This window comes from Ferribacterium limneticum (assembly GCF_020510625.1).
GTDB classification, from domain to species: domain Bacteria; phylum Pseudomonadota; class Gammaproteobacteria; order Burkholderiales; family Rhodocyclaceae; genus Azonexus; species Azonexus limneticus_A.
The window spans coordinates 3021949-3047796 of record NZ_CP075191.1 but is presented as its reverse complement, the minus strand read 5'-3'; the positions used below and the strand labels follow the sequence as shown (position 1 = coordinate 3047796).

Here is a 25848-nt window from a genome sequence, read left to right as displayed (position 1 = left end):
ACGGGCTATTTTGTTATTGGGTGCAGCTTATTTGATGACCTTGCCGCCGGCGCCCACCACGGTCAATTCGACGTAGCGAGATCCCAGGCGATTGTTGGCGCCATAGTTGACCTTGAATCCGCCCAGATCGAAATTCTGCATGCCTTCCAAGGTGGTGACGAGTTTCTCGCGGGAGACGTCTTTGCCCAGTTTCTTGAGCGCTTCGGTCATTAGGCGAGCGGTGATATAGCCTTCCAGACCGTAGTAGGAGAACTTGTCTTTTTGCTTGTCCAGCAGGCGCTGATAGTCCCTGACGATGCCGATGGTGTCGTTCCAGGGATACGGGACTACTTGGGAGATGCCGATGCCGCGGGCATCATTGCCCAGTTCCTGCGCCAATACTTCGGCCCCGACCGGGGACAGCGTCAGGAACATCGGAAACTGGCCGAGTTGCTTCATTGCCTTGACGAACGCAGCGGTCGGCTTGTACAGGGTGACCATTACCACTGCCTGGGGATTGACCTTGCTGATTGCTTCGGTTGCCTTGGCAACATCCAGCGAGTTTCGTTCGACCGTTCCAACCGCAACCGGAGCGAGGTTGGCCCGTTTGAGGGCATTGGTAACGCCTTCCAGGCCGGACTTCCCGAAGCCGTCATTCTGGTAGAGCACTGCAATGTTTTTCAGGCCCAGCGCGATAATCTGGTTGACGATCGCTTCGGCTTCATCGGCGTAGCTGGCGCGAATGTTGAACATGTAGCGGCTGTTCGGGTTGGTCGACTGCGGCTCACGCAGCGTTCCAGCGCCAGAGATCGTGCCGACCAGCGGTACCTTGGCCGGGCCGAAGACCTTGTTCATGGCTTCGGTCGTTGGTGTCGAGCCGTAGTAGCCCATCAGGGCGAAGACCTGCTTCTCCTGGATCAGGGTTTTGGTATTGCTAAGGGTGCGTTCGGTCTCGTAACCGTCATCGATGGTAATCAATTCGACTTTCCGCCCGTTGACGCCACCGCTTTTGTTGACCTGATCGAAATGGGCCAGCATGGCTTCCCGCATCTGCATGCCGTACAGCCCGTTCGGGCCGGTGAAGGGCGCGGACATGCCCAGTGTTATGCTCGAGTCGGTAACGCCGACCTCGGCATGGGCCAGATTCAGGCCCAGTGCCAGCAGGCCGGCAAGTAGTACTTTGTGTAGTGATTTCATTGTCTCTGTTGCCTTATGGTTGGACGATACTTGATGGCACGATGGAGAATGGTCTTGTTACCTGACAGATTGCTTACAGACTGGGGATGGGCGCCAATCACCGAGGCCAAAATGATTTTTCGGGCATAAAAAAACGGGCTGGCGCTTGGCGCACAGCCCGTTGGCTCATTGGGAAAATCCTGGCCGCTTATTTGATCAGCTTTCCGCTGGCGCCGATCACCGTCAGCTGGACAAATTGCGATCCGGCGTGGCTGTTGGGGCTGAAGTTGATGCGATAACCACCGAAATCCTGGTTCATGCCCTCAAGGGTGGATACCAGTTTTTCTCGCGAGAGTTCCTTGCCGCCTGCTTTGCGGATAGCCTCGACGGCCATCTTGGCGATGATGAATCCCTCAAGACTCATGTAAGAGTAGGGAACCTGCTTGCCTACCAGGTGCTGATATTCCTTGACGACGGCAATCGTGTCGTTCCAGGGGTAGGGCATCACCTGCGAAATCCCGATGCCGCGGGCATCGTTGCCTAGTTCCTGGGTCAGTTGGTCGGGGCCGACCGGCGACAAGGTCATGAACATCGGGTTCTGGTTGGCCTTGCGCAGCGCCTTGACCATGGCAGCGGTCGGTTTGTACAAGGTCACCATGACCACGGCTTGTGGATTGACCTTGACAATTGCTTCAACGGCCTTGCTGATGTCTTCGGAGTTGCGTTCGACCGTGGCAGTGGCCGACGGGGTCAGGTTGTTTTTCTTCAGCGCATTGCTCAGGCCCTCGAGGCCCGCCTTGCCGAAACCATCGTTCTGATAAAAAACGGCAATGTTTTTCAGGCCCAGAGTCGCCAGTTGGAGACCTATGGCTTCAGCCTCATCGGCGTAGCTGGCGCGCTGACTGAACATGTACCGATTGTTCGGATTGCCGGCGGGCGGCAGGCGCAGAGACATGGCCCCGGAAACGCCGCCGATCAATGGAACGCGTGCCGGGCCGAAGGCCTTGTTCATTGCTTCGGTGATCGATGTCGAGCCGTAGTAACCCAAGAGAGCGAAGACCTTATTGGTTTCGATCAGGGTCTTGGTGTTGGCGACCGCCTTTTCGGCTTCGTAACCATCATCCACGACCGTCAACTGAAGCTTGCGCCCATTAACGCCACCATTCTTGTTCACCTGGTCGAAATAGGCGGTGATGACATTCTTCAGTTCTTGTCCATGCCCGCTGGCCGGCCCGGTCAGCGGAACAGACATGCCCAGTGTGATGGTCGTGTCGGTGACACCCGTTTCGGCAAGGGATGGCTGGGTCGATGCCAGGCTGAGCAGGCAGGCTACCAGGATGAGGCGAATCGCTTTCATGAGTTTCTCGCTATGAAGTGCCAGGTTATTTCCAAATTATATGAGGGGAAAGCTTGCCGTTGTCACAAAAGCACTCAGGATAGAGATATTAGTCTTATGAAATGTGAAAAATATTGCCATTCTCTATCGAGGACGGGCGCATTCCTTGTCTGGGCTCATGCGACAACTACCGGAAATTGAAAATTGTTTCGATAGCCCTTCTCATGGGTTTGGACAAAAAAAGACCCGAGCATGGGCTCGGGTCTTGATTCACTACTCGGCAGGAAAAGTCAGTCCGCTAATTATTCCGCAAAGAAATCCTTCTCCTTGAAGCCTCAACTGCAAGGTCAGGCAATCACTCGGCAAAAAAGTCCTTGACCTTGTCCATCCACGATTTTGAGCGTGGGTTGTGCTTGGCGTTGTTGTCCTTGCTTGACTCTTCCAGTTCGCGCAGCAATTCCTTCTGGCGCTCGGTCAGGTTGACCGGCGTTTCGACCACGACATGACACATCAGATCGCCATGAGTGTGGCTACGGACGCCCTTGATCCCCTTGCCGCGCAGACGGAAGATGCGGCCGGACTGGGTTTCTGCCGGAATCTTGATCGATGCGGCGCCATCCAGCGTCGGGATTTCGATTTCTCCACCCAGAGCGGCGGCGGTGAAAGAGATCGGCATCTCGCAATGCAGATCGTTGTGGTCACGCGTGAATACTGCGTGCGGCTTGAGATGGATCTGCACGTAGAGATCACCCGGTGGGCCGCCATTGACGCCATGCTCGCCTTCGCCGGACAGACGAATGCGATCGCCCTCATCGACGCCGGCTGGAATCTTGACGGCCAGCGTCTTGTGTTGCTTGATGCGGCCAGCGCCATCGCAGCTCTTGCAAGGATCGGCGATGAAACGGCCGGTGCCGTGACACTTGTGGCAAGTCTGCTGGATCGAGAAGAAACCCTGCTGCAGGCGGACCTGGCCGGAGCCGCCGCAGGTCGGGCAGGTCTTCGGCTGGGTGCCAGCCTTGGCGCCGGAGCCGTTGCAGGGCTCGCAGACCTCCATGGTCGGAATACGGATCTTGGTTTCCGTGCCGTGGGCAGCCTGTTCCAGCGAAATTTCCAGGTTGTAACGCAGGTCGGCGCCGCGGTAGATGTTGGAGCGACCACCGCCACCGCCACCGGCGCGACCGCCGAAAATTTCGTCGAAAATGCCGCCGAAGGCATCGGCAAAACCGCCGCCGCCACCGCCGAAGCCGCCACCACCCATGCCGGCTTGCGGATCAACCCCGGCGTGGCCGAACTGATCGTAGGCCGCACGCTTCTGGCTGTCCGAGAGGATTTCGTAGGCTTCCTTGGCTTCCTTGAATTTTTCTTCGGCGCCAGGATTGTCCGGATTGCGGTCCGGGTGATGCTTCATGGCCAGCTTGCGGTAGGCCTTCTTGATCTCGTCGTCGGATGCATCACGGTTGACGCCGAGAATCTCGTAAAAATCGCGTTTTGACATTGTTTTTACCCGTCAAGTGACAAATGCGCCGAGCGCCGCCGGAGATTTCCGGGAGGCTCGGCGCCGGGCTGTTGCTTCAGGACTTACTTCTTGTCCTTGTTCACTTCGGTAAATTCGGCATCGACAACGTCGCCTTCAACGGTCTTCTCGCCTTGTGGCTGGGCACCTGCACCGGCGGCACCGGCAGCAGCGCCTTCAGCAGCCTGTTGCTGGGCATACATCTTTTCCCCCAGCTTCTGGGCAGCAGCCGACAGGGCTTCGGTCTTGGCGGTGATGGTTTCCTTGTCGCCGTCGCGCAGCACGTCCTCGACATCCTTGATGGCGGCTTCGATGCTGGCTTTTTCGGCCGCATCGAGCTTGTCGCCGTACTCAGTCAGCGATTTCTTGACCATGTGCACCATGCCGTCGGCCTGGTTGCGGGCATCGGCCAGTTCGTGCGCCTTCTTGTCGTCTTCGGCGTGCAGCTCGGCGTCCTTGACCATGGCCTGAATTTCAGCCTCGCTCAAGCCGGAGTTGGCCTTGATGGTGATCTTGTTTTCCTTGCCGGTGGCCTTGTCCTTGGCCGTCACGTGCATGATGCCGTTGGCGTCGATGTCGAAAATGACTTCGATCTGAGGCGTGCCACGCGGCGCCGGCGGGATGCCTTCCAGATTGAACTGGCCGAGGCTCTTGTTGCCGGAAGCCACTTCGCGCTCACCCTGCAGCACGTGGATGGTCACGGCAGCCTGGTTGTCGTCGGCGGTCGAGAAGGTCTGCGAGGCCTTGGTCGGGATCGTCGTGTTCTTCTGGATCAGCTTGGTCATGATGCCGCCCAGGGTTTCGATACCGAGGGAGAGCGGGGTGACGTCGAGGAGCAGCACGTCCTTGACTTCGCCTTGCAGCACGCCGCCCTGGATGGCTGCGCCAACGGCAACGGCTTCGTCCGGGTTCACGTCCTTGCGCGGTTCCTTGCCGAAGATTTCCTTGACCTTCTCTTGCACCTTGGGCATGCGGGACTGGCCGCCGACCAGGATGATGTCGTCGATATCGCTGATCTTGCAGCCGGCGTCCTTGAGGGCCATGACGCAAGGCGCCATAGTGCGCTCGACCAGCTCGTCGACCAGCGATTCGAACTTGGCGCGGGTGACCTTCAGGGCCAGATGCTTCGGACCGGAAGCGTCAGCGGTGATGTAGGGCAGGTTGATTTCGGTCTGCTGGCTCGAGGACAGCTCGATCTTGGCCTTTTCAGCGGCTTCTTTCAGGCGCTGCAGGGCCAGCACGTCAGCCTTCAGGTTGACGCCGGATTCCTTCTTGAACTCGTCGATGATGTAGTCGATCAGGCGCTGGTCGAAGTCTTCGCCGCCAAGGAAGGTGTCGCCGTTGGTGGCCAGCACTTCGAACTGCGTTTCGCCGTCGACGTTGGCGATTTCGATGATCGAGATGTCGAACGTGCCGCCGCCGAGGTCATAAACGGCGATCTTGCGGTCATTCTTGCTGGTCTTGTCCATGCCGAAGGCGAGGGCAGCAGCGGTCGGCTCGTTGATGATGCGCTTGACTTCCAGACCGGCGATGCGGCCGGCGTCCTTGGTGGCTTGGCGCTGGCTGTCGTTGAAGTAGGCCGGCACGGTGATGACGGCTTCGGTCACTTCTTCGCCGAGGTAGTCTTCGGCGGTCTTCTTCATCTTGCGCAGCACTTCGGCGGAAACCTGCGGCGGGGCGATTTTCTTGTCGCGCGCTTCAACCCAGGCGTCGCCGTTGTCGGCCTTGACGATCTTGAAAGGCATCAGCGAGATGTCCTTCTGCACTTCCTTTTCTTCGAAGCGGCGGCCGATCAGGCGCTTGACGGCGTACAGCGTGTTCTTTGGGTTTGTCACGGCCTGGCGCTTGGCCGGGGCGCCGCACAGGATTTCGCCGTCTTCGGTGTAGCCGATGATGGACGGCGTGGTGCGTGCGCCTTCTGCGTTTTCGATAACCTTCGGCTGGCCGCCTTCCATGATGGCGACGCAGCTGTTGGTGGTGCCGAGGTCAATACCGATGATCTTGCCCATGATTCGTTCCTTAAAGATGAATTGCTGATGTTCGTGAATTGGGGGCGCGGCCCCCGATTTCAAGTGTTTATTTGCCCTTGGCGACCATGACCAGCGCCGGACGCAGCACGCGGTCGGCGATCAGGTAGCCTTTTTGCAGCACGGTAACGACGGTATTGGCTTCCTGTTCGGAATCGACCATGCCGATGGCCTGGTGCTTGTGCGGATCGAACTTCTCGCCAGCCGGGCTGACTTCGATCAGGGCGTTCTTGTCGAAGGCGGCAACCAGTTGCTTCAGTGTCAGTTCGACGCCGGACTTGAAGCTGTCGACGGTTTGTTCCGGCACGGCCAGGGCGGCTTCCAGGCTGTCCTTGACGGCCAGCAGTTCGCCGGCAAACTTCTCGACGGCAAACTTGTGAGCCTTGGAAATGTCGTCCTGGGCGCGACGGCGAATGTTTTCGCCCTCGGCCTTGGCGCGCAGCCAGGCATCGTAGTGTTCGGCGGCCTTCAGTTCGAGGGCACGGAACTGCTCTTCAATGCTCGGCAGGGTGTCGGTGTGTTGTTCAGCGGCCGGCTCGGCGACCGGTTCGACGGCGGGGGTGGTGGCAGATTCGTTGCCCAGCATGGCTTCCTGGGCGTTTTCGGGGTTGGACATGAAGGTTTCTCCAAAAAAGCTGTTTCAGTAATTTGGGCCGAAAAGCGATCTTTCAAGGGCGGCCGGCGAAAATTCTTTATCGTTGAATTCTTCTACTGCCCCCAAGGCACCGTGCTACGATAATTCGGTGACTTTTTCCCGCGCATCCTGAATGGAAACAATCGGCAAATATCGCGTGATTCGCGAACTGGGCAAGGGGGCGACCGCGACGGTCTACCTTTGTGACGACCCGGATTCCAGCCGCCAGGTCGCCGTCAAGGTCATCCGCTTCGGACAGGACAGCGCGGCGATGTCACGTCGCATGCGCAAGCTTTTCCAGAATGAGGGGATGGTTTCGACGCGACTGAACCACCCGAATATCGTTCGGGTTTACGAGGCCGTGGTCGAGGATGATTTCGCCTATCTGGCCATGGAGTACATCGAGGGCTTTTCACTCGAAGAACACACCCGCATCGACAAATTGCTCCCCATGCACCGGGTGATCGGCATCATCTTCAAGTGCTGCATGGCGCTCGACGCCGCCTATCGGCAGGGCATCATCCACCGCGATATCAAGCCGGCCAACATTATGGTGGCGGCCAACGACGAAGCGAAGATCGCCGATTTCGGACTGGCGCTGAACATGAACAAGGACATGGACCGCGATTCCACGTTCATCATGGGCGTCGGTTCGCCGGCCTACATGTCGCCGGAGCAGATCAAGGGCTATCCACTCAACCAGAAGACCGATCTCTATTCGCTGGGCGTGTTGTTGTTCCAACTGCTGACCGGGCGCCTGCCATTCCGCGCCAACAATCAGGCCACGCTGATCTATCGCATCATCAATACCGATGCGCCTGCCGTCACGGCGCTCAACCCGAATCTGCCGGAGGGCCTCAACGCCATTTTGCGTCGGGCGCTGGAAAAGGATCTTTACAGCCGTTATCGCAACGGGGCCGAGTTCGCCAAGGATTTGTCGGCGGTGCGCTATCAGATGCTCGAAGAGGACGATACCGCGCAGGACACCAGTCATTTCGAGACCTTGCGCCGGCTCGACTTTTTTACCGAATTTGAAAACATTGAAATCTGGGAAGTATTGCGGGTCGCTGTCTGGCGCGAGGTTTCGCCCAATGTGGCCTTGATCCGCCAGGGGGAGCGCAACAAGTTCTTCGGAGTCATTATTTCCGGATCGGTCGAAGTGTCGATCGATGGCAAGGCCTTGTGCCGCCTTGGTGTCAGTGAACCGGTCGGTGAAGTGGCTTATCTGCACCCGGCCAGCGATCAGCGTTGCTCCACGGCTGTGACGCTGGAACCGACGCTTTTCCTGGAGATCAATGCGGCTGCACTGGCCCTGTCATCCGAGGAACTGCTGGAGCGCATGCGGAATGCCTTGCTGTCCAGAATGATCGGGCGGATGCGGGAAGTTAACCGGATTGCCGCGGCGCAAGGGCTGCCCGCGGTCCAGAGTGCGACAGGCTCGCTGACCGGCGGTTCACGTCCGGCAGGCGGCATGGACCTCGAACTGGCGCCCATGTGACTTAATCGGTAGTCAGTAGTTGCTGGTCGCTAGCAGTGCGTGGCTAGCGACCACCAACGACCGACTAGCAACTAATCAGACCTTGAAGCGTCCGACCAGGCTGGCCAGTCCTTCGGCCAGTCGCTTGAGGTCGTGCGCTGCCCCAGCCGTCTGTTCGACCGTGCCGGAGTTCTCGCGGGCCATGCCGGCGATGGCTTCAATGCTGTGTTCGACATCGCCCGAGAAGCGGCGCTGCTGATCGGTGGCCGAGGCGATGGCATCCAGCCCGTGGCCGACTTCCGCAACCGAACCGTTGGTCGCCTGCAGGATGTTGGAGACCGAGGTGACCGCCGATTGGCTGGACTCCAGGTGTTCCAGTCCCTCTTCGATGCTGCGCCGGACAGCGACCGACTGGGCGCTGAGGTTGGCCGTGATGGCATCGATTTCACTGGCTGAACGGGAAGATTTTTCGGCCAGCTTGCGTACTTCGTCGGCCACCACCGCAAAGCCGCGACCTTGCTCGCCGGCACGGGCGGCTTCGATGGCGGCATTCAGGGCCAACAGGTTGGTCTGCTCGGCGATGTCCTTGACCTCACGGGTCATCAGCGTGATCGATTCGGTGTTGCGGACGAAGTTATTGACCGATTCGGCCATTTCCTTGACGGCGCGCTCAACGACATTCATTTCGCCAAGCAGTACACCCAGGTTGCGGCTGCCTTCGTTGGCTCGGGCCAGGCTTTCCTGGGACTGGTGCTGGACATGCTCGGCACTCTGGGCAATCGACGAAATGCTGGAGACCAGTTGTTCGACGGCGGTTGCCGCCTGGTTGGATTTCTCGTTCTGCTGATGGGAGCTTTGCGTCACCCGGTCGGCGCTGTCCGACAAGGCTGCGACGCGGGCGGAAACCTGGCTGGCCGAGTCGCGGACCTGGCGAACCAGCTGGTTGAAGTTTTCCATCATTTCATTGAAAACAGCCGCCGACTGGCCGACTTCGTCCTGTCCCTTGACCGGCAGGCGGCGGGTCAGATCGCCCTCGCCGCGGGCGATGTCGCTCAGGCCCTTGCGCAGTTCCTCAAGCGGCACAGTAACGAAATGGTTGGTGATCAGATAGATGATGACCAGCAGGGCGCCCAGTGCAGCCAGTGCGACACCGGCAATTTTCAGGCGGAAGGCCGAGACCTCGGCTTCAACCGAGTCAAGGGATACCTTCATGCTGACGACGCCGAGCACGGTACCTTCCGGCACCTGGTGGCAGATGATGCAATCCTTGCCGAGATAGTTTTTCGAGGCCTTGGTCGGGTTGATGACCTGCAGGTAAGAACTGCCATTGGCCGATTCGACGGCCAGATAGGGTGTGCCGGAGGCCATCACCTGTTTTTCGAGCGGGTCGAGATCGCGGCTGGCTTTCGTGTCCGGGCCGTAAAGCTTGGTGACTGCCTCGCTGCGGGCGACATGCAGATCCTTGATGATCGACAACTGCTTGATCTGGTCGAGGAATACCTCGCGCTGGCCGACCGTGCCGGTGATCATCATGCCGGTCAGTCCGGCCATGGTCATCTCGTGGATGCTCTTCGAGAAGTCCTGGGCTTGTCGAATGGCGGTGTCTTTGCTCACCTGCGTGGTCCAGACGATAGTGCCGGCCCAGATGATGGCGAGAACAACCCAGATGGCCGCGGTCAGGCGTACCCAAATCTTCAAATCGGCAAAGCGCAGCATTAAGTCCCCTTGAGTCCCCTCCGCCTTGAATGATCAGGCGGTCAAATCGATTTGCTGGATTGTGCCAGCCGCACCAGATTCCTGCAAAAAGATTGCAGAAGTGCGAATTTGGCCAAGTAGTTCATTGGCATTTGTCTTGATGTCAAATGGCGTGCCGACGTGGCTCAGGGAGATTGCACCGACGCCGGCTGAAGCGAGTGACTGCAGTTGCTCGGCACCGTCGGATGTTCGCGTCCAGACCTGAAGTTGTTCGAATGCAGCATCGCTTTCATCGATCCAGCCATTCTTGTCGCCATCCAGCTTGGCCAATTCGATGAAGCCGTCGCCAGTCCCCGGACCAAACAGTTCACTGCCGTTATTGACCTTGCCATCCTGGTTTCGGTCGAAAACCAGAAAGCCGCTGCCCGGTGCGACAAAGTTGATTTGCTCATTGCTGCCGTCGGCATTGAGGTCGAAGGCGAAGCGCTGATCGGTCAGTTGCGCCGCGCTGCCCGAGAAATTCAGGACCAGCGGATCGGTCTTGCGAGCTGCATCGCCAAGGCGCAGGCTGACATTACTTTCCTCGTGGTAGCTGCGCGACATGGAAAGCTGCAGGTCGAAGCTGATTTCCCGCCCATCGGCAGTGGTCACCTTGCCGCTGGCGGCGAAAGTGGTTTGCTCGGTCTCGGTATAGGACTCGTGATAATCGTATTCGACGCCGTATCCAGCGGCTTGGGCCGGCTGTGAAGCGGTGGCAGCGGGAGGCGCCGCGATTTCCGGCACCGTATCTTCGGTCTGCAGTTCGCTGGCGTTGAAAATCTTGATCCGTTGCCCGGTCAGCATCTCGATCATGGAGCGGATCAGGCTCAGCTTCGGATCGTTGTCGATCTCGTCATTGTCTGCGTTATCGGCTGATTTGACGCTGCTGGCGGCTTTACCGGCATCGGAGAGGGTGACGCTGTCAGTTAGCCGGGGGCGGCTGCCGGACATGTTTTCATTGGCAAAGTCCGGACGACGCGGCCCGACCCACATTTTCAGCGATTCACTGACTTCATGCCGCTGTGTGCTGGCGTGTGACGAGGCCAATTGCAGGCTGGCGCTGGCGATTTTCATGGTGGCCTCCGCGGCGTGTGTTTCGACACACTGTTAACGGCAGCCGAAGGAAGAAGTTAAGGCCTGTAAAGATGCGGCTGTAGCCAGCGTTTCAGCGTGCCGAGGTCGAGAGCGCCGCTCTGGCGGGCGATTTCGCGGCCGTGTAAAAAAATTGCCAGGGTCGGAATGCTGCGGATATTGAAGCGGGCTGCCAGCTGCTGTTCGGCTTCGGTATCGACCTTGACCAGTCGGGCGTAGGGTTCGAGATCGATGGCGGCCTGATGGAAGTTCGGCGCCATCGTCCGGCATGGACCACACCATGGTGCCCAGAAATCGACGACCACCGGCAGGTCATTGCGCGATAGGTGGCGGTCGAAGTTGGCCGCGCTCAGCTCCAGCGGTTCGCCGGTGAACAGGGGCTGCTTGCATTGGCCGCAGTTCGGGGCATCGCCCAGTTTTGCTGCCGGAATGCGATTGACCGCGGCGCAATGCGGGCAGACGAGGTGCAGGCTTTCAGACATCTCAGACTCCAAATATCAGGTGGTCCTGATATTTGTGCCATCTGACGAATTTCAAGTCCGGGCGCCGAATTTGAAAGCTTCTCGGGCGCTGGTTTCCAGCGCATGCGGGTCGACGGCGGTCTTGGTTTCCCAGCCGCCCAGATGCTGCTCGGTGATGTCGGCCAGGGCCTTGATCCAGGCGTCGTCCTCGTTCAGCGCCGGGATGTAGTGGTATTCCTTGCCGCCAGCCTTCAGGAAATCGTCGCGGCCTTCCTGGGCGATTTCTTCCAGGGTTTCCAGGCAATCGGCGACAAAACCGGGGCAGATGATGTCGACGCGGCGGATGCCTTTGCTGCCCCACTCATGCAGCGTTGGCGCCGTATAGGGCTGCAGCCATTCGGCCTTGCCGAAACGGGACTGGAAGCAGATCTGGAATTGTTCAGGCTTCAGGTTCAGGCGTTCGGCCAGCAGGCGGCCAGTCTTGTGGCATTCGCAGAAATACGGGTCGCCGAGATCCAGGCTGCGCTTGGGCAGGCCGTGGAAACTGATCAGCAGGCGGTCGTTATCGCCCAGCGAGCCATTCGTCTGCCAGTGCTGGCGCACCGATTTTTCCAGAGCCGTCAGGTAGCCGTCATGGTCATGGAAGTGTCGGACAAAACGCATCTCCGGCTGGTTGCGGGTTTTGGTCAGCCAGTTGGCTGCTTCGTCGACCACGGTGGCGGTTGTGCTCGCGGCGTATTGCGGGTACATCGGCAGCAGCAGGATGCGCTTGGCGCCTTCGGCCTTCAGATGGGCGAGGACGTCCGGAATCGACGGTGAGCCGTAACGCATGGCCGAAGTGACGGTCAGGTGATGGCCGCGCTGGCCGAGCAGGCCTTTGAGCAACTTGGCCTGGCGCTCGGCATGGACGCGCAGTGGCGAGCCTTCCGGCATCCAGACCGAGGCGTATTTGGCGGCTGACTTCTTGGGTCGGGTATTGAGGATGATGCCGTTGAGGATCAGCCACCAGAGTGGTTTGGGAATTTCGACGACGCGCGGGTCGGACAGGAATTCCTTGAGATAGCGTTTCAGGGCCGGAGCGGTCGGTGCCTCCGGCGTGCCAAGATTGACCAGGACGACAGCAGTGGTCGCCGGCTTGCCGTGACGGTGCGGCGGTTCGGGAAGGTAGCGGGGCATCAGTTCTCGTTTTTGTAGGAGAGGGCGCTGGAGAGCAGGCGGGCGGTGATGTCGACGATGGGGATGACGCGTTCGTAGGCCATGCGGGTCGGGCCGATGACGCCGACCGAGCCGACGACTTGTCCATCCACCGTGTAGGGGGCGGCAATGACGCTGCATTCGTCGAGTGTGGCGATGCCCGATTCGCCACCGATGAAAATTTGTACACCTTCTGCACTGTTGGAGATTTCCAGCAGGCGCATCAGGCTGGAGCGTTGCTCGAACAGGTCGAACAATTCGCGCAGGCGCTTCATGTTGGACGAGAGTTCTTCGACATCGAGCAGGTTGCGTTCGCCGGAAATGACGTAGGGTGTGGCGTTTTCAGCCATCACAGCATCGCCGGCATCGAGGGCCAGGGTCATCAGTGGCTTGATGTCGTCGCGGAGTTGCTTGATTTCGACGCTCAGGCGATGGCGAATCTGCTCGAAATCAAGTCCGGCAAAATTCTGCGTCAGGTAGTTGGCTGCACTGACCAGTTCGGACGGTGAATAGGCCTTGTCGGTGGTGACGATGCGATTCTGCACGTCGCCATCAGAGGTGACGATGATCAGCAGGATGCGTTTTTCCGACAGGCTGAGGAATTCGATCTGGCGAATCCGGCTGCTCTGGCGGCGCGGTGCGATGACCACCCCAGCGAAATGGGTCAGGCTGGACAGCAGTTGCGAGGCGCTGGCGATGATCTGGCCGGCGGGGCGGCCGTGTAGGGCTTCCTCCATCTGGCCCATCTGGCGAGCCTCGAGCGGCTGCACAGTGAGCAGGCTGTCAACGAACAGACGGTAGCCGCGTGCCGTCGGAATGCGACCGGCCGAGGTGTGCGGGCTGGCGACGAAGCCGGCTTCCTCGAGGTCGGCCATCACGTTGCGGATGGTGGCGGGGGACAGGTCGAGGCCGGAAAACTTGGACAGCGCGCGTGAGCCAACCGGCTGTCCATCAGCAACATAGTGTTCGACCAGGGTCTTGAGCAGGGTGCGGGCGCGTTCATCAAGCATGGGCTGATTGTACAAAAAACCGGGGCCAGCGCCGCAAGACGTTTTTTATGCAAGAATTCGACCCCATGAACAGAGGCTTCGCTTCCTACCGCTCCCCTCGGACCATTGCGCTGGTCGGCAAATACCACAGCCTGGAAATTGCCGAGTCTCTGCGCCGTCTGGCCGAATATCTATACGAACGCGGTGTCTCCGTCTTTATCGAACGGGAAACAGCTGAGCACATCGGTAAGAAGGTCGATCTGTCGCGCTGGGTGACCTGTGGCTTCAATGACATTGGTGCCCATGCCGACCTCGCCATCGTGCTCGGTGGCGACGGCACCATGCTCAATGCCGCGCGCCGGCTGGCGCGCTATTGCGTGCCCTTGGTTGGGGTCAATCAGGGCCGCCTCGGCTTCATGACCGATATCGCCCGCAACGACATGCTTACTTGCATGGACGATCTGCTCGATGGCCGCTTTTCCCCGGAAAACCGGATGCTGCTGGCCGCCGAAGTGACGCGCGACGGCAAGGAAGTCGCCTCAAACATGGCGCTCAACGACGTGGTTGTCGACAAGGGCGCCATCGGCCGGATGATCGAATTCGAGTTGTTCATTGACGGCGAATTCATCTACAACCTGCGCTCGGATGGCCTGATCGTCTCGACGCCGACCGGTTCGACGGCTTATTCGATGTCCGCTGGCGGTCCCATTCTGAATCCGACCTTGACCGGCATCGCGCTGGTTCCGCTCTGCCCGCACGCACTGTCCAACCGGCCAATCATCGTCAATGACAGCACGGACATCGAACTGCGCATCGTCAATGCCGATGATCCGCGGGTGCACTTCGATGGTCAGGTGACGCTTGATCTGGAGCGCGGCGACTGTGTCCGTCTGCGTCGTTCCGAACACACCATCTGTTTCCTGCATCCGCCGGGTTACAGCTATTTCGCCATGCTGCGCCAGAAACTGCAGTGGAGCGAACGGCCGAAAGGGCCCTGATGCTGCGTCAACTGACCATTAAAGACTTTGTCATTGTCGACCGGTTGGAGCTTTCGTTTTTATCCGGCTTTGGCGCCTTGACCGGCGAAACCGGTGCCGGCAAGTCCATCCTGATCGATGCGCTGGCGCTAACCCTGGGTGAGCGGGCCGATGCTGGCGTGGTTCGTTCAGGGTGTGAAAAGGCCGAGGTGGCTGCGACTTTTGAAATCGCGGGTTTGCCAGAGGTGCGAACCTGGCTGGCCGCCAATGATCTGGATGGCGACGACGAACTGCTGCTGCGTCGCGTCGTCGATGCGGGCGGCCGTTCGCGGGCCTATATCAATGGTTCGCCTGCCACCGTCCAGCAATTGCGTGAAGTCGGCGAATGGCTGGTTGATATTCACGGCCAGCATGCTCATCAGTCGTTGTTGCGTTCCGAGGCCCAGCGTGTGCTGCTCGATACGCATGCCGGTCTGAGTGGCTTGGGCGCTGAAGTCGCCACTGCCTGGAAAAACTGGCGCGAGCTGGAGCTGGCTTTGCGCAGTGCCAGCGAAGGGGCCGATGCCCTGCTGCGTGAGCGCGAACAACTGCAATGGCAGATCGGTGAGCTCGACGGGCTGGCTTTTGGTGACGACGAATGGGCCACGCTCGATGTCGAGCACCGCCGGCTTGGTCATGCCGCCAGCCTGATTGAAGGCGCCCAGTATGCGCTGGCCGTGCTTTCGGAAGACGACGCCGCCTGTGAGCGCCAGATTGATGGCGTGGCAACCCGTCTGGCCAGCTTGGCCGAATACGACCCGGCGCTGGCCGAGGTGGCCGATCTGATCGGCTCGGTGCAGGCAGAACTTTCCGATGCGGTCTCTACCTTGCGTCGCTATACCGACCGGGTCGATCTTGATCCGGCCCGTCTGGCTCAGGTTGAGCGCCGGATGGATGCGGTCATGTCCCACGCCCGTAAATATCGCGTCCAGCCGGCCGAGTTGCCGGATTTGCTGGCCGGGTGGCGGCAGCGTCTGGCGGCACTGGATGAGTCGGCTGATCTGGCGGCGCTTGAAACCAAGGTGGCTGCTGCCAAGGCAGCCTATCGCGCGGTCGCTGAAAAACTCTCTGGCGGCCGCAGGAAAGCCGCCGCCGAAATGGGGCTGGCGGTCAGCGAAGTGATGCGTCAATTGGCGCTTTCCTCCGGAAGATTCGAAGTTGCCCTGCTGCCGGTTGCCGATGGTGCGGTCTATGGTCTGGAGCAGGTCGAGTTCCGTATCGGCGGGCTGGCCGGCAATGAAGCCAAGTCGCTGGCCAAAGTGGCTTCCGGGGGCGAACTGTCGCGGATCAGCCTGGCTATCCAGGTGCTGACTTCGCGTTCGGCCAGCGTGCCGACCCTGATCTTTGACGAGGTCGATGTCGGGATTGGCGGTGGTGTTGCCGAGATCGTCGGTCGCCTGTTGCACGAACTGGGTTGCGAACGCCAGGTGTTGTGTGTGACCCATTTGCCGCAAGTGGCAGCGCAGGCCAACTGGCAGTGGCAGGTCAGCAAATCAACGCGTGATGGCGTGACCCTGAGCGCCATTCAGCCGCTTGATGAAGCGGGGCGCGTTCAGGAAATTGCCCGAATGCTGGGCGGTGTCGAGATTACCGACATTACGCTCAAGCACGCCCGCGAACTTCTTGGCACAAGAGCCAAAAAGGCAAAAGCCTAAACCAGGCCAAGCAGGCGCAGGGTAGCCAGCAGCGCCAGCAGCAGAAAAAACACGCCACTGATTCGGTGTATCCACTTCAGGGGCAGGTGGTTGAGCAATCGCCGGCCCGCAAAAACGCCAAGCAGCGAAGTGCTGGCCAGTGCCAGCGTGGCGCCAACCCAGGTGGCGCTGGCATCGGCCGCGCTGCCCATGCCGGCGACGGCAATCTGTGTCTTGTCACCGAATTCGGCGAGAAAGATCATCAGAAAAGTGGTCGCGAAGATGCCGTGACCAGGTTTTTCCTCGACCTCCTCGACCTCCTCTTCATCCTCAAAGCGCAACGCGCTGATCCCGAAGACGGTGAATAGCACGGCGACGGCCAGCGTCACGAACCATTCAGGCAACCAGGCGGCAACGGCTGCGCCGAACAGCACAGCAAGCAGATTGAGAATGGCGAAGGCGGCGACAGCACCCAAGACGACAGGCAGGCCACGATGGCGCGCTGCCAGCGTCATGCAGACGAGCTGGCTCTTGTCGCCGAATTCGGCCAAGGCAATCAACAGGAATGTGGCTCCCGCCGAGGACAGCCAAGCCCCCGGGGCAACAACAGCAAGATCAGGCACGGAGCTTGTTCAGTAAATCAGGACTTGCTGCCCGGATTGTCGCGGTGCGGACACTCGGTCTTGGTGCATTGCGCGTACAGATAGAGCGCGTGGTCCTGAATCGCGAAGCCGCGTTCCTTGGCAATGGCGTTCTGGCGCTTTTCGATTTCCGGATCGTAGAATTCTTCAACGCGGCCACAGTTGATACAGACCAGGTGGTCGTGATGCTTGCCATGATTGATCTCGAAAACCGCCTTGCCCGATTCGAAGAAATGGCGTTCAAGCAGACCGGCCTGTTCGAACTGGGTCAGCACGCGGTAAACGGTGGCCAGGCCGATGTCCATGTTTTCGTTGATCAGCATCCGGTACACGTCCTCAGCCGTCATGTGACGCAGGGTGCTTTTTTCAAAAAGCTCCAGAATCTTCAGGCGGGGAAAAGTGGCTTTAAGCCCCATGTTCTTGAGGCTTTGCGGATCGCTCATCGTGGAATTTCCAGAAATTGTTCGGTCAGGCGAAATGCTGATTTCGGGTATGATATACCGCTTCAAAGCCGATTGAGAAACTCCGGAAACCCGAATGCGTCGTTCCCGTCTATTGCTCGTTGCAGCATCCTGCGCGCTCATTACCGCTTGTTCATACAAGCCGAGCTTCATCAATGAATACAAGATCGATATCCAGCAGGGCAATGTCCTGTCGCAGGAGATGGTTTCTCAGTTGAAGCCCGGTCAGACGCGTGACCAGGTTCGATTCCTGCTGGGAACGCCGCTGGTTGCCGACATCTTCCATCATCAGCGCTGGGATTACGTCTATCGCTACCAGAATGGCCAGACTGGCCGGGTCGAGTCGCGCAAGCTCGCTGTCTTTTTTGATGCCGAAGGACGTCTGGAGCGGGTTGATGGCGATGTTGCGGTGGCCGATGCCGGCGAGTTGAATGCACCGGTTGCCAAGGGGCGCCTGGTCGACCTCGGTACGCTGTCCGGCGAAGCCGCTGACAAGCCGCTGCCGCCGCGCGAGGAGCCGAGCTTTTTCCGGCGTGTCATGAATATGTTTGGATTCTAAGTATGAGCGCTACACGTATTGGTGTCGTTGGTGCTGGCGGTCGCATGGGGCGCATGCTGATCGAGGCAACGCTGAAGGATGATCGCCTGGTTCTGGGCGCAGCTTTTGATGTGCCGGGGAGCCCGGCCTTGGGCAAAACTGCCGGCGAACTGGTCGGTTTGCCTTGTGATGTCGTCGTGACCGATGATGTTGCTGCCGGCTTGAAGAATATTGATTGCCTGATCGATTTCACCCGCCCGCAGGGTACGCTGGTTCATCTCGAACTCTGCCGCAAGGCCGGTGTCGGCATGGTCATCGGGACCACGGGTTTCGAGGCCGATGGCAAGGCCATCATCGCCGAGGCCGCCAAGGATATTCCGGTTGTTTTTGCGCCGAACATGGCGGTGGGCGTCAATGTCGCTTTCAAGTTGCTTGAAACGGCTGCTCGCATCTTGAATCAGGGTTACGACATCGAAATCGTCGAGGCGCACCATCGCCTCAAGATCGATGCGCCTTCAGGAACCGCGCTGCGCATGGGTGAAGTAGTCGCCTCAGCGCTGGGTCGCAATCTTGAAGAATGCGCAGTTTATGGTCGCGAAGGTGTGACCGGCGAACGTGATCCATCAACTATAGGCTTCGCCACTGTGCGCGGCGGCGATATTGTCGGCGATCATACGGTCATGTTCTGCGGCATCGGTGAGCGTGTAGAAATCACCCACAAGGCCAGCAGCCGCATGCCTTACGCCTTGGGCAGCCTGCGTGCAGCTCGTTTCATGGCTGGTCGCAAGAGCGGGTTGTTCGATATGCAGGACGTTCTCGGCCTGCGCTAGTCTTCATGAAATCCAAGCTGCTCGCGAAACAGCTTCAGGAAATCTTCGGCGGCGAAGGTGCGCCGCAATTCCGGATGCTGCTCGAGCAGGCGCGTGCCGCACAGCAGCATGCCTTGGCAGATGGCACCGAAAAGCTGCTTGGCACAGTCGATTCAACCTACAGGGCTTATGCCGGGCTCAATCTCAGCGGCTGGCATACCAAGCTCTCTGGTGATGCCCTCACTGACTGGAATATCGGAAACGGCACCATTGATTCCGGGCGTCAGTGGAAAGAAATGCTGGGCTATGCCGATGGCGATCTGGATAACTCGATCATCCAGTGGCAGCGCATGGTGCATCCCGATGATCTGCGGGTGCTGCAGGCTCGGGTCGATGCCCACATCCAGAATCAGGATAGTCATTTTCAGGCGGAGTGCCGCTTCAAGGCGCGCGACGGCCAGTGGCGCTGGTTTCTGCTGCGCGGCGCGGTAGCGGCGCGGAATGCAGAAGGCAAGCCGGCCCGGCTGCTGGTTCTGCAGCGGGATATCAGTGACGTCAAGGCTGCCGAATCGGCATTGATTTCGGCCAAGGAGGTTGCCGAATCGGCCAATAAAGCGCGCGGGGCTTTTCTGGCCAATATGAGCCACGAAATCCGGACGCCGATGAATGGCATCATCGGTATGACCGAACTGGCGCTGGATACGCAACTCGATGCCGAGCAGCGCCATTATCTGAAAACGGTGAAGTCCTCGGCCGAGGCGCTGCTGACCATCGTCAACGACATCCTGGATTTCTCGAAGATCGAAGCCGGCAAGATGGAGTTCGAGTCGCTGGTTTTCTCGATGCAGGACACTGTGCTTGAGGCTGTGCGCGTTCTTGCCGTCAGTGCCCACAAGAAGGGGCTTGAACTGATGGCTGACGTGCGGCCGGAGGTTCCGGCGCGCATCGTTGGCGACCCGACGCGCTTGCGTCAGGTGATCATCAACTTGATCGGTAATGCCATCAAGTTTACAGAGCGCGGCGAGGTGGTACTCAGGGTGGAGGTCGATCAGTCGACGGAACACTCGGTTTATCTCCGGTTCTCGATCCGCGATACCGGCATCGGGGTTCCTGCGGACAAACAGCAGGCAATCTTCGAGGCGTTTTCACAGGCGGATGTTTCTACTACTCGCCGCTTTGGTGGAACGGGCCTGGGGCTGGCGATCAGCGCCCGCCTGGTTCAGCTGATGGACGGCAAGATCTGGCTCGAGAGTACGCCCGGGCTGGGTTCAGTTTTCTCCTTTACCGGACGTTTCGGGATTGAGGAGTCAACATCGGTAAGGCCCTTCGAGGCGAGGTTTGGCGGTCGGCGCATCTTGGTCATCGAGGATAATGCGACCGTTGGGCAATATCTGGTTGAGCTCCTCGAGCAGCTTGGCATTCAGGCTTCCCTCGTGGCGGATGGTCCGGCGGCGGTTGCGGCAATGGAACGAAGTCGTGCGCTGGATTTCCCCTACGACTATGTCCTTGCCGATGCCAATATGGATGCGCCGGCGGGGTTTGCCCTGGCCGAATCCTGGGGAAAGTCCCCTCGGGTAGAAAAGCTCATTGTCATGCTGACGACAGAAAACCAGCGACACGACTTGGGTCGTCTGCGCGAAATTGGTGTTTCTGCTCACCTGGTCAAACCGATCGGTAGTGCTGATCTGGTCGATGCCTTGGCGTTGGCCGAGGGGCCTGGTAGTCAGGAGTTGAGTGAGTTCGTCCTGTCCGAAATTGATTTGGGTGGTGTGGCTCAGGATGCTTCCGGCGCGCTCAATATCCTGCTGGTTGAAGACAATCCGGTTAATCAGGAGCTTGCTACCCGGCTTCTGGAGCGTTTGTCGCATCGGGTAAGTCTGGCAAACAATGGGGCTGAAGCGGTTGATCTGTTTGATAGCGGTCATTTCGACGTCATCCTGATGGATATGCAGATGCCGGTGATGGGGGGCGTCGAGGCGACCGAGGCGATTCGGTCACGCGAAATGCGGCGGAGCTGGGTGGTGTCGCATGAGTTTAAGCCGGTCTACATCATTGCGATGACGGCCAACGTCATGGCGGCAGATCGTGATCGCTGCCTGGAGGCCGGGATGAATGACTATGTCGCCAAACCTCTGCGTTCTGCCGAGTTGTATGCGGCTCTGGATCGTGCCCGAGGCGGTTCTGGCGAAGATGAGTCCTTTGATCGGGGCTCGCCTGCCTTTGGAACCTCGTCTCAACTCGATCTGGGGGCTGCGCTGAGTGATATTGGGGAGCCGGAGTTGTTTGCGACCATGGCCGGCATGTTGCTGACCGAGTGGGATGTTCATCTGGGTCGGGTCAGAAAAGCCATCGATGCAACCGATGCCCACGAGGCGCGGATGCACGCCCACACGCTGAAAAGTTTGCTGGCCATGTTTCACGCTGAGCACGCGCGACGTCGCGCCATGGAAATCGAACAGGCGACGATGACCGTCGAAAATGTCGACTGGGCGAACTGCCGGCGTCTCTACGCCGCCTTGGCGGACGAAATGGCCTTGATCAAACCCTCGCTGGCGCACTACGTTGAAACGCGTGTAATCCCTTGAATTTGCCTGAAAAGGCTCTTTTCGGCTAGAATAGTAAGGTTAAAAAGCACAAGCGGGAGGGCGCGAGCCTTCCCGCTTGGCACATGAATAAGCAGAAAATTCTAGGAGAGCCGGTCGTGTCGTTGCTGCCCTCATTTACTCCCGCCATTCTCGCCCTCGCCGACGGAACGGTTTTCAAGGGCCAATCCATCGGCGCAGATGGTGTCACCAGTGGCGAGGTGGTGTTCAACACCGCCATGTCGGGCTATCAGGAAATCCTTACCGATCCTTCCTATTGCCGCCAGATCGTCACTCTGACCTACCCGCATATCGGCAACACCGGTTGCAATGCGGAAGATTTTGAATCCAATGCCAATTACGCGGCTGGTCTGGTCATTCGTGATCTGCCGTTGGTTGCGTCCAACTGGCGTACCCAGGACGACCTGTCGTCCTACCTGAAAAAGCATGGCATCGTGGCTATTGCCGGTATCGATACCCGCAAACTGACTCGCATCCTGCGCGAAAAGGGCGCCCAGGCTGGCTGCATTCTGGCTGGCGAAGTCGATGAATCCAAAGCTTTGGCTTTGGCCAAGGCTTTCCCCGGGCTGAATGGCATGGATCTGGCCAAGGTTGTGTCGGCCAAGGAAAGCTACGCCTGGACCGAGGCTGAGTGGACGCTGAAGGGCTATGAACAAGGCCCGGCGCCACGCTTCCATGTGGTTGCCTACGATTTCGGCGTCAAGAAAAATATCCTGCGCATGCTGGCCCAGCGCGGTGTCAAGCTGACCGTTGTGCCGGCGCAAACGCCGGCGGCCGACGTGCTGGCCATGAAACCGGATGGCGTCTTTCTGTCCAATGGCCCGGGTGACCCGGAACCTTGCGATTACGCCATTGCCGCCATCCGTGAGTTCCTTGATCGCGGCGTGCCGACCTTTGGCATCTGCCTCGGTCACCAGTTGCTGGCCCTCGCTTCCGGCGCTAAGACGATGAAGATGAAGTTTGGTCACCACGGCGCCAACCATCCGGTCAAGGACATGGATACAGGCCAGGTGCTGATTACCAGCCAGAACCACGGTTTTGCCGTGGATGGCGATTCGCTGCCGAGTAATTTGCGTGTCACCCACGTCTCGCTGTTCGATGGTTCGCTGCAAGGTATCGCCCGCACCGACGTGCCGGCCTTCTCCTTCCAGGGGCACCCAGAAGCCAGCCCGGGCCCGCACGATGTGGCCTACCTGTTTGACCGCTTCCTCGACGCCATGACGCGTGGTGTTGCCGCGCTGCAGCCGGCGAAATAAGGCGAGAGTAAAGAAATGCCGAAACGTACAGACATAAAAAGTGTTTTGATTATTGGCGCCGGCCCGATCATCATCGGTCAGGCCTGCGAATTCGACTATTCCGGCGCCCAGGCCTGCAAGGCCCTGCGCGAAGAGGGCTACAAGGTCATCCTGGTTAACTCCAATCCGGCGACGATCATGACTGACCCGGAAATGGCCGACGTCACCTACATTGAGCCGATCACCTGGCAGGTTGTCGCCAAGATCATCGAGAAGGAACGTCCGGATGCGCTGCTGCCGACCATGGGCGGCCAGACCGCGCTGAACTGCGCGCTCGACCTCGACCGCGAAGGCGTGCTGGCCAAGTTCAATGTCGAGCTGATCGGTGCTTCCAAGGAAGCCATCGACAAGGCCGAGGACCGTCAGAAGTTCAAGGATGCGATGACCAAGATCGGTCTCGGTTCCGCCAAATCGGCTACCGCGCACAGCATGGAAGAGGCCTACCAGGTGCAGGCGATGATCGGCTTCCCGACCATCATCCGTCCGTCCTTTACGCTCGGCGGCACCGGTGGCGGCATTGCCTACAACATGGAAGAGTTCGAGACTATCTGCAAGCGCGGTCTCGAAGCCTCGCCGACCAACGAACTGCTGATCGAAGAATCGCTGCTCGGCTGGAAGGAATACGAGATGGAGGTCGTCCGCGACAAGGCGGACAACTGCATCATCATCTGCTCGATCGAGAACCTCGATCCGATGGGCGTCCATACCGGCGACTCGATCACCGTCGCGCCGGCCCAGACGCTGACCGACAAGGAATACCAGATCCTGCGCAACGCCTCGATCGCCGTGCTGCGCGAGATCGGCGTCGACACCGGCGGCTCCAACGTCCAGTTCTCGATCAACCCGAAGGACGGTCGGATGATCGTCATCGAAATGAATCCGCGCGTCTCGCGTTCGTCGGCGCTGGCCTCCAAGGCGACCGGCTTCCCGATCGCCAAGATTGCCGCCAAGCTGTCGGTGGGTTATACGCTGGACGAGCTGTCCAACGACATCACCGGCGGCAAGACGCCGGCCTCCTTCGAGCCGTCGATCGACTACGTCGTCACCAAGGTGCCGCGTTTTGCCTTCGAGAAGTTCCCGCAGGCCGACAACACGCTGACCACGCAAATGAAGTCGGTCGGCGAAGTGATGGCCATCGGCCGCACTTTCCAGGAGTCTCTGCAGAAGGCCTTGCGCGGACTGGAAGTCGGCGTTGACGGCTTCAACCTGAAAACTGTTGATCCGGCCACGATCGACGAGCAGCTGGCCCGTCCGACCCCGGATCGCCTGTGGTACGTCGCCGATGCTTTCGGTATCGGCATGTCGGTCGAGCGCGTTTTTGAACTGACCAAGATCGATCCGTGGTTCCTCGTTCAGATCAAGGAAATCGTCGACCTCGAACTGGCCGTCGAAAAACGCGAATTTTCCTCGCTGACCGCAGAAGAAGTGCGTTACTTGAAGCGTAAGGGTTTTGCTGACCGTCGTCTGGCCTACCTGCTGAAAACGACCGAAACCGAATTCCGCAATCGCCGTCACGCGCTGAGTGTCCGTCCAGTCTACAAGCGTGTCGATACCTGCGCGGCAGAGTTCTCGACCGATACCGCCTACATGTACTCGACCTACGAGGACGAGTGCGAGGCCAATCCGACCGACAAGAAGAAAATCATGGTGCTGGGCGGTGGTCCGAACCGCATCGGCCAGGGCATTGAATTCGATTACTGCTGCGTGCATGCCGCCATGGCGATGCGCGAGGATGGTTACGAAACCATCATGGTTAACTGCAATCCGGAAACTGTGTCCACAGACTACGACACCTCCGATCGCCTGTATTTCGAACCGCTGACGCTGGAAGATGTGCTGGAAATCGTCGCCATCGAGAAGCCGGTCGGCGTCATCGTTCAGTACGGCGGCCAGACGCCGTTGAAGCTCGCGCTGGCCCTCGAAGCCAACGGCGTACCTATCATTGGTACCAGTCCGGAATCGATCGATGTGGCCGAAGACCGCGAACGCTTCCAGAAGCTTTTGCATGAACTCGGGCTCAAGCAGCCGCCGAACCGCACGGCGCGTACCGAGGAAGATGCCTTGCGTCTGGCGCAGGAAATCGGTTATCCGCTGGTTGTCCGTCCGTCCTACGTGCTGGGTGGGCGTGCCATGGAGATCGTCCATGAGCAGAAGGATCTTGAGCGCTACATGCGTGAAGCCGTCAAGGTTTCGCACGATTCGCCGGTGCTGCTCGACCGCTTCCTGAACGACGCCTGCGAAGTCGACGTCGATGCGCTCTCCGACGGCGATGAGGTGATCATCGGTGGCGTCATGGAACACATTGAACAGGCCGGTGTGCACTCCGGTGACTCTGCCTGCTCGCTGCCGCCGTATTCGCTTGGTAAGGCCGTGCAGGACGAACTGCGTCGTCAGACCAAACTGATGGCCAAGGCACTGAACGTCTGTGGCCTGATGAATGTCCAGTTCGCAATCAAGGACGAAGAAGTTTACGTGCTTGAGGTGAACCCGCGTGCCTCGCGTACCGTGCCTTTCGTTTCCAAGGCGACCGGCCTGCAACTGGCCAAGATTGCCGCCCGCTGCATGTCTGGGCGCAGTCTGAAGGATCAGGGCGTGACGGCTGAGGTTGTGCCGCCGTATTTCTCGGTCAAGGAAGCTGTCTTCCCCTTCGTCAAGTTCCCGGGCGTCGATACCATTCTTGGTCCAGAAATGAAGTCGACCGGTGAAGTCATGGGTGTTGGCGTTACTTTTGCCGAAGCCTTCGTCAAGTCGCAACTGGCGGCCAGCGTCAAACTGCCGCGTGCCGGGAAGGTTTTCCTGTCGGTCAAGGATAGCGACAAGGCCAAGGCCATCGAGATCGCCCGTCACCTGAGCGAGGCCGGGTTCCATCTGGTTGCCACGCGCGGAACGGCCCATGCGATCGAAGCGGCTGGTCTGCCAGTGCAAACGGTTAATAAATTTACCGAAGGGCGTCCGCACATCGTCGACATGATCAAGAACAACGAGATTGCCTTGATCATCAACACGGTGGAAGAAAAGCGTCAGGCGATCAACGACTCGCGTTCCATCCGGACTTCCGGACTGCAGGCTCGCGTGACGATGTACACGACGATCTGGGGTGCCGAGGCGGCAGCCGAAGGCATCCGTCATCTCGGGGAGCTCGTGGTGTATCCGATTCAGGCGCTGCACGAGCAGCTTCACTAAGACCAACCTGAACCGCCGGGTAGCCCCTGTTTCGGGCGCCGGCGGTTTTGCTTTTG

At 59.2% G+C, this 25848-nt stretch carries 20 protein-coding genes; 8 read left to right on the top strand and 12 right to left on the bottom strand.

The window, feature by feature from the left end; genetic code table 11:
* Positions 1-27 precede the first annotated feature (27 nt).
* From KI617_RS14625 to grpE, 5 genes are all read right to left on the bottom strand, one after another.
* Entirely contained in the window at positions 28-1176 is a 1149-nt protein-coding gene (locus KI617_RS14625; protein ID WP_226447477.1) for an ABC transporter substrate-binding protein, read from the bottom strand.
* 187 nt (positions 1177-1363) lie between these two features.
* Complete coding sequence (locus KI617_RS14620) at positions 1364-2512, bottom strand: ABC transporter substrate-binding protein (protein ID WP_226447475.1); 1149 nt, start codon at positions 2510-2512, stop codon at positions 1364-1366.
* A 334-nt stretch (positions 2513-2846) separates the two neighbouring features.
* Positions 2847-3986 carry a molecular chaperone DnaJ gene (gene dnaJ / locus KI617_RS14615; RefSeq protein WP_226447473.1) on the bottom strand — a complete coding sequence of 380 codons (1140 nt, stop codon included), beginning with the start codon at positions 3984-3986 and terminating at the stop codon, positions 2847-2849.
* An 83-nt stretch (positions 3987-4069) separates the two neighbouring features.
* Complete coding sequence (gene dnaK, locus KI617_RS14610; protein ID WP_226447471.1) at positions 4070-6013, bottom strand: molecular chaperone DnaK; 1944 nt, start codon at positions 6011-6013, stop codon at positions 4070-4072.
* Positions 6014-6080: 67 nt separating this feature from the next.
* Positions 6081-6647: a nucleotide exchange factor GrpE gene (grpE, locus tag KI617_RS14605; RefSeq protein WP_226447466.1), complete on the bottom strand. Its 567-nt coding sequence runs from the start codon at positions 6645-6647 to the stop codon at positions 6081-6083.
* A 151-nt stretch (positions 6648-6798) separates the two neighbouring features.
* On the opposite strand from grpE, the gene KI617_RS14600 reads away from it, so the two are divergent.
* Positions 6799-8163, top strand: a complete 1365-nt coding sequence (locus KI617_RS14600; protein ID WP_226447464.1) for a protein kinase domain-containing protein — start codon at positions 6799-6801, stop codon at positions 8161-8163.
* A gap of 75 nt (positions 8164-8238) precedes the next feature.
* Here KI617_RS14600 and KI617_RS14595 read toward each other — a convergent pair whose 3' ends face one another.
* From KI617_RS14595 to hrcA, 5 genes are read right to left on the bottom strand one after another with little or no spacing between them, the layout of a single operon-like run.
* Positions 8239-9858 carry a methyl-accepting chemotaxis protein gene (locus KI617_RS14595; protein WP_226447462.1) on the bottom strand — a complete coding sequence of 540 codons (1620 nt, stop codon included), beginning with the start codon at positions 9856-9858 and terminating at the stop codon, positions 8239-8241.
* A gap of 33 nt (positions 9859-9891) precedes the next feature.
* Entirely contained in the window at positions 9892-10950 is a 1059-nt protein-coding gene (locus tag KI617_RS14590; protein ID WP_226447460.1) for a VCBS repeat-containing protein, read from the bottom strand.
* A gap of 56 nt (positions 10951-11006) precedes the next feature.
* Complete coding sequence (gene trxC / locus KI617_RS14585; RefSeq protein ID WP_226447458.1) at positions 11007-11450, bottom strand: thioredoxin TrxC; 444 nt, start codon at positions 11448-11450, stop codon at positions 11007-11009.
* Between the two features lie 51 nt (positions 11451-11501).
* Positions 11502-12605: a ferrochelatase gene (hemH, locus tag KI617_RS14580; protein WP_226447456.1), complete on the bottom strand. Its 1104-nt coding sequence runs from the start codon at positions 12603-12605 to the stop codon at positions 11502-11504.
* The gene (hrcA, locus tag KI617_RS14575) at positions 12605-13633 is read right to left on the bottom strand and encodes a heat-inducible transcriptional repressor HrcA (protein ID WP_226447454.1); all 1029 of its coding nucleotides are present in this window, start codon (positions 13631-13633) and stop codon (positions 12605-12607) included. The genes hemH and hrcA overlap by 1 nt, the downstream gene beginning before the upstream one ends.
* Before the next feature lie 47 nt (positions 13634-13680).
* On the opposite strand from hrcA, the gene KI617_RS14570 reads away from it, so the two are divergent.
* Entirely contained in the window at positions 13681-14610 is a 930-nt protein-coding gene (locus tag KI617_RS14570; RefSeq protein ID WP_226447452.1) for an NAD kinase, read from the top strand.
* On the top strand, positions 14610-16283 hold the full coding sequence (recN, locus tag KI617_RS14565; protein ID WP_226447450.1) for a DNA repair protein RecN: 1674 nt from the start codon (positions 14610-14612) through the stop codon (positions 16281-16283). The genes KI617_RS14570 and recN overlap by 1 nt, the downstream gene beginning before the upstream one ends.
* On the opposite strand, the gene KI617_RS14560 is transcribed toward recN, so the two are convergent.
* Together KI617_RS14560 and fur are read right to left on the bottom strand one after the other, a co-directional pair.
* Positions 16280-16885, bottom strand: coding sequence for a TMEM165/GDT1 family protein (locus KI617_RS14560; protein ID WP_226447448.1), 606 nt, complete (start codon positions 16883-16885; stop codon positions 16280-16282). The two genes, recN and KI617_RS14560, sit on opposite strands and share 4 nt — an antisense overlap.
* A 17-nt stretch (positions 16886-16902) precedes the next feature.
* Positions 16903-17346, bottom strand: a complete 444-nt coding sequence (fur, locus tag KI617_RS14555) for a ferric iron uptake transcriptional regulator (RefSeq protein ID WP_226447446.1) — start codon at positions 17344-17346, stop codon at positions 16903-16905.
* Positions 17347-17440: 94 nt separating this feature from the next.
* On the opposite strand from fur, the gene KI617_RS14550 reads away from it, so the two are divergent.
* The 5 genes from KI617_RS14550 to carB all read left to right on the top strand — a co-directional run bounded on the left by KI617_RS14550 (position 17441) and on the right by carB (position 25792).
* On the top strand, positions 17441-17923 hold the full coding sequence (locus KI617_RS14550; protein ID WP_226447444.1) for an outer membrane protein assembly factor BamE: 483 nt from the start codon (positions 17441-17443) through the stop codon (positions 17921-17923).
* A 2-nt stretch (positions 17924-17925) separates the two neighbouring features.
* Positions 17926-18732, top strand: coding sequence for a 4-hydroxy-tetrahydrodipicolinate reductase (dapB, locus tag KI617_RS14545; RefSeq protein WP_226447442.1), 807 nt, complete (start codon positions 17926-17928; stop codon positions 18730-18732).
* Between the two features lie 5 nt (positions 18733-18737).
* Positions 18738-21296, top strand: a complete 2559-nt coding sequence (locus tag KI617_RS14540) for a response regulator (RefSeq protein ID WP_226447440.1) — start codon at positions 18738-18740, stop codon at positions 21294-21296.
* A gap of 125 nt (positions 21297-21421) precedes the next feature.
* Positions 21422-22570, top strand: coding sequence for a glutamine-hydrolyzing carbamoyl-phosphate synthase small subunit (gene carA, locus KI617_RS14535; protein ID WP_226451887.1), 1149 nt, complete (start codon positions 21422-21424; stop codon positions 22568-22570).
* Between the two features lie 15 nt (positions 22571-22585).
* Entirely contained in the window at positions 22586-25792 is a 3207-nt protein-coding gene (gene carB / locus KI617_RS14530; protein WP_226447438.1) for a carbamoyl-phosphate synthase large subunit, read from the top strand.
* Positions 25793-25848: the final 56 nt, after the last annotated feature.

What these genes read in the sequence shown, in the direction of transcription:
- KI617_RS14600 (WP_226447464.1), top strand. Translation starts at nt 6,799, where the DNA reads ATGGAAACAATCGGCAAATATCGCGTGATTCGCGAACTGGGCAAGGGG.
- KI617_RS14595 (WP_226447462.1), bottom strand. Translation starts at nt 9,858, where the DNA reads ATGCTGCGCTTTGCCGATTTGAAGATTTGGGTACGCCTGACCGCGGCC.
- recN (WP_226447450.1), top strand. Translation starts at nt 14,610, where the DNA reads ATGCTGCGTCAACTGACCATTAAAGACTTTGTCATTGTCGACCGGTTG.
- carB (WP_226447438.1), top strand. Translation starts at nt 22,586, where the DNA reads ATGCCGAAACGTACAGACATAAAAAGTGTTTTGATTATTGGCGCCGGC.
- dapB (WP_226447442.1), top strand. Translation starts at nt 17,926, where the DNA reads ATGAGCGCTACACGTATTGGTGTCGTTGGTGCTGGCGGTCGCATGGGG.
- KI617_RS14570 (WP_226447452.1), top strand. Translation starts at nt 13,681, where the DNA reads ATGCAAGAATTCGACCCCATGAACAGAGGCTTCGCTTCCTACCGCTCC.
- KI617_RS14550 (WP_226447444.1), top strand. Translation starts at nt 17,441, where the DNA reads ATGCGTCGTTCCCGTCTATTGCTCGTTGCAGCATCCTGCGCGCTCATT.
- KI617_RS14620 (WP_226447475.1), bottom strand. Translation starts at nt 2,512, where the DNA reads ATGAAAGCGATTCGCCTCATCCTGGTAGCCTGCCTGCTCAGCCTGGCA.
- KI617_RS14590 (WP_226447460.1), bottom strand. Translation starts at nt 10,950, where the DNA reads ATGAAAATCGCCAGCGCCAGCCTGCAATTGGCCTCGTCACACGCCAGC.
- fur (WP_226447446.1), bottom strand. Translation starts at nt 17,346, where the DNA reads ATGAGCGATCCGCAAAGCCTCAAGAACATGGGGCTTAAAGCCACTTTT.
- hrcA (WP_226447454.1), bottom strand. Translation starts at nt 13,633, where the DNA reads ATGCTTGATGAACGCGCCCGCACCCTGCTCAAGACCCTGGTCGAACAC.
- dnaK (WP_226447471.1), bottom strand. Translation starts at nt 6,013, where the DNA reads ATGGGCAAGATCATCGGTATTGACCTCGGCACCACCAACAGCTGCGTC.
- grpE (WP_226447466.1), bottom strand. Translation starts at nt 6,647, where the DNA reads ATGTCCAACCCCGAAAACGCCCAGGAAGCCATGCTGGGCAACGAATCT.
- dnaJ (WP_226447473.1), bottom strand. Translation starts at nt 3,986, where the DNA reads ATGTCAAAACGCGATTTTTACGAGATTCTCGGCGTCAACCGTGATGCA.
- hemH (WP_226447456.1), bottom strand. Translation starts at nt 12,605, where the DNA reads ATGCCCCGCTACCTTCCCGAACCGCCGCACCGTCACGGCAAGCCGGCG.
- KI617_RS14625 (WP_226447477.1), bottom strand. Translation starts at nt 1,176, where the DNA reads ATGAAATCACTACACAAAGTACTACTTGCCGGCCTGCTGGCACTGGGC.
- KI617_RS14540 (WP_226447440.1), top strand. Translation starts at nt 18,738, where the DNA reads ATGAAATCCAAGCTGCTCGCGAAACAGCTTCAGGAAATCTTCGGCGGC.
- trxC (WP_226447458.1), bottom strand. Translation starts at nt 11,450, where the DNA reads ATGTCTGAAAGCCTGCACCTCGTCTGCCCGCATTGCGCCGCGGTCAAT.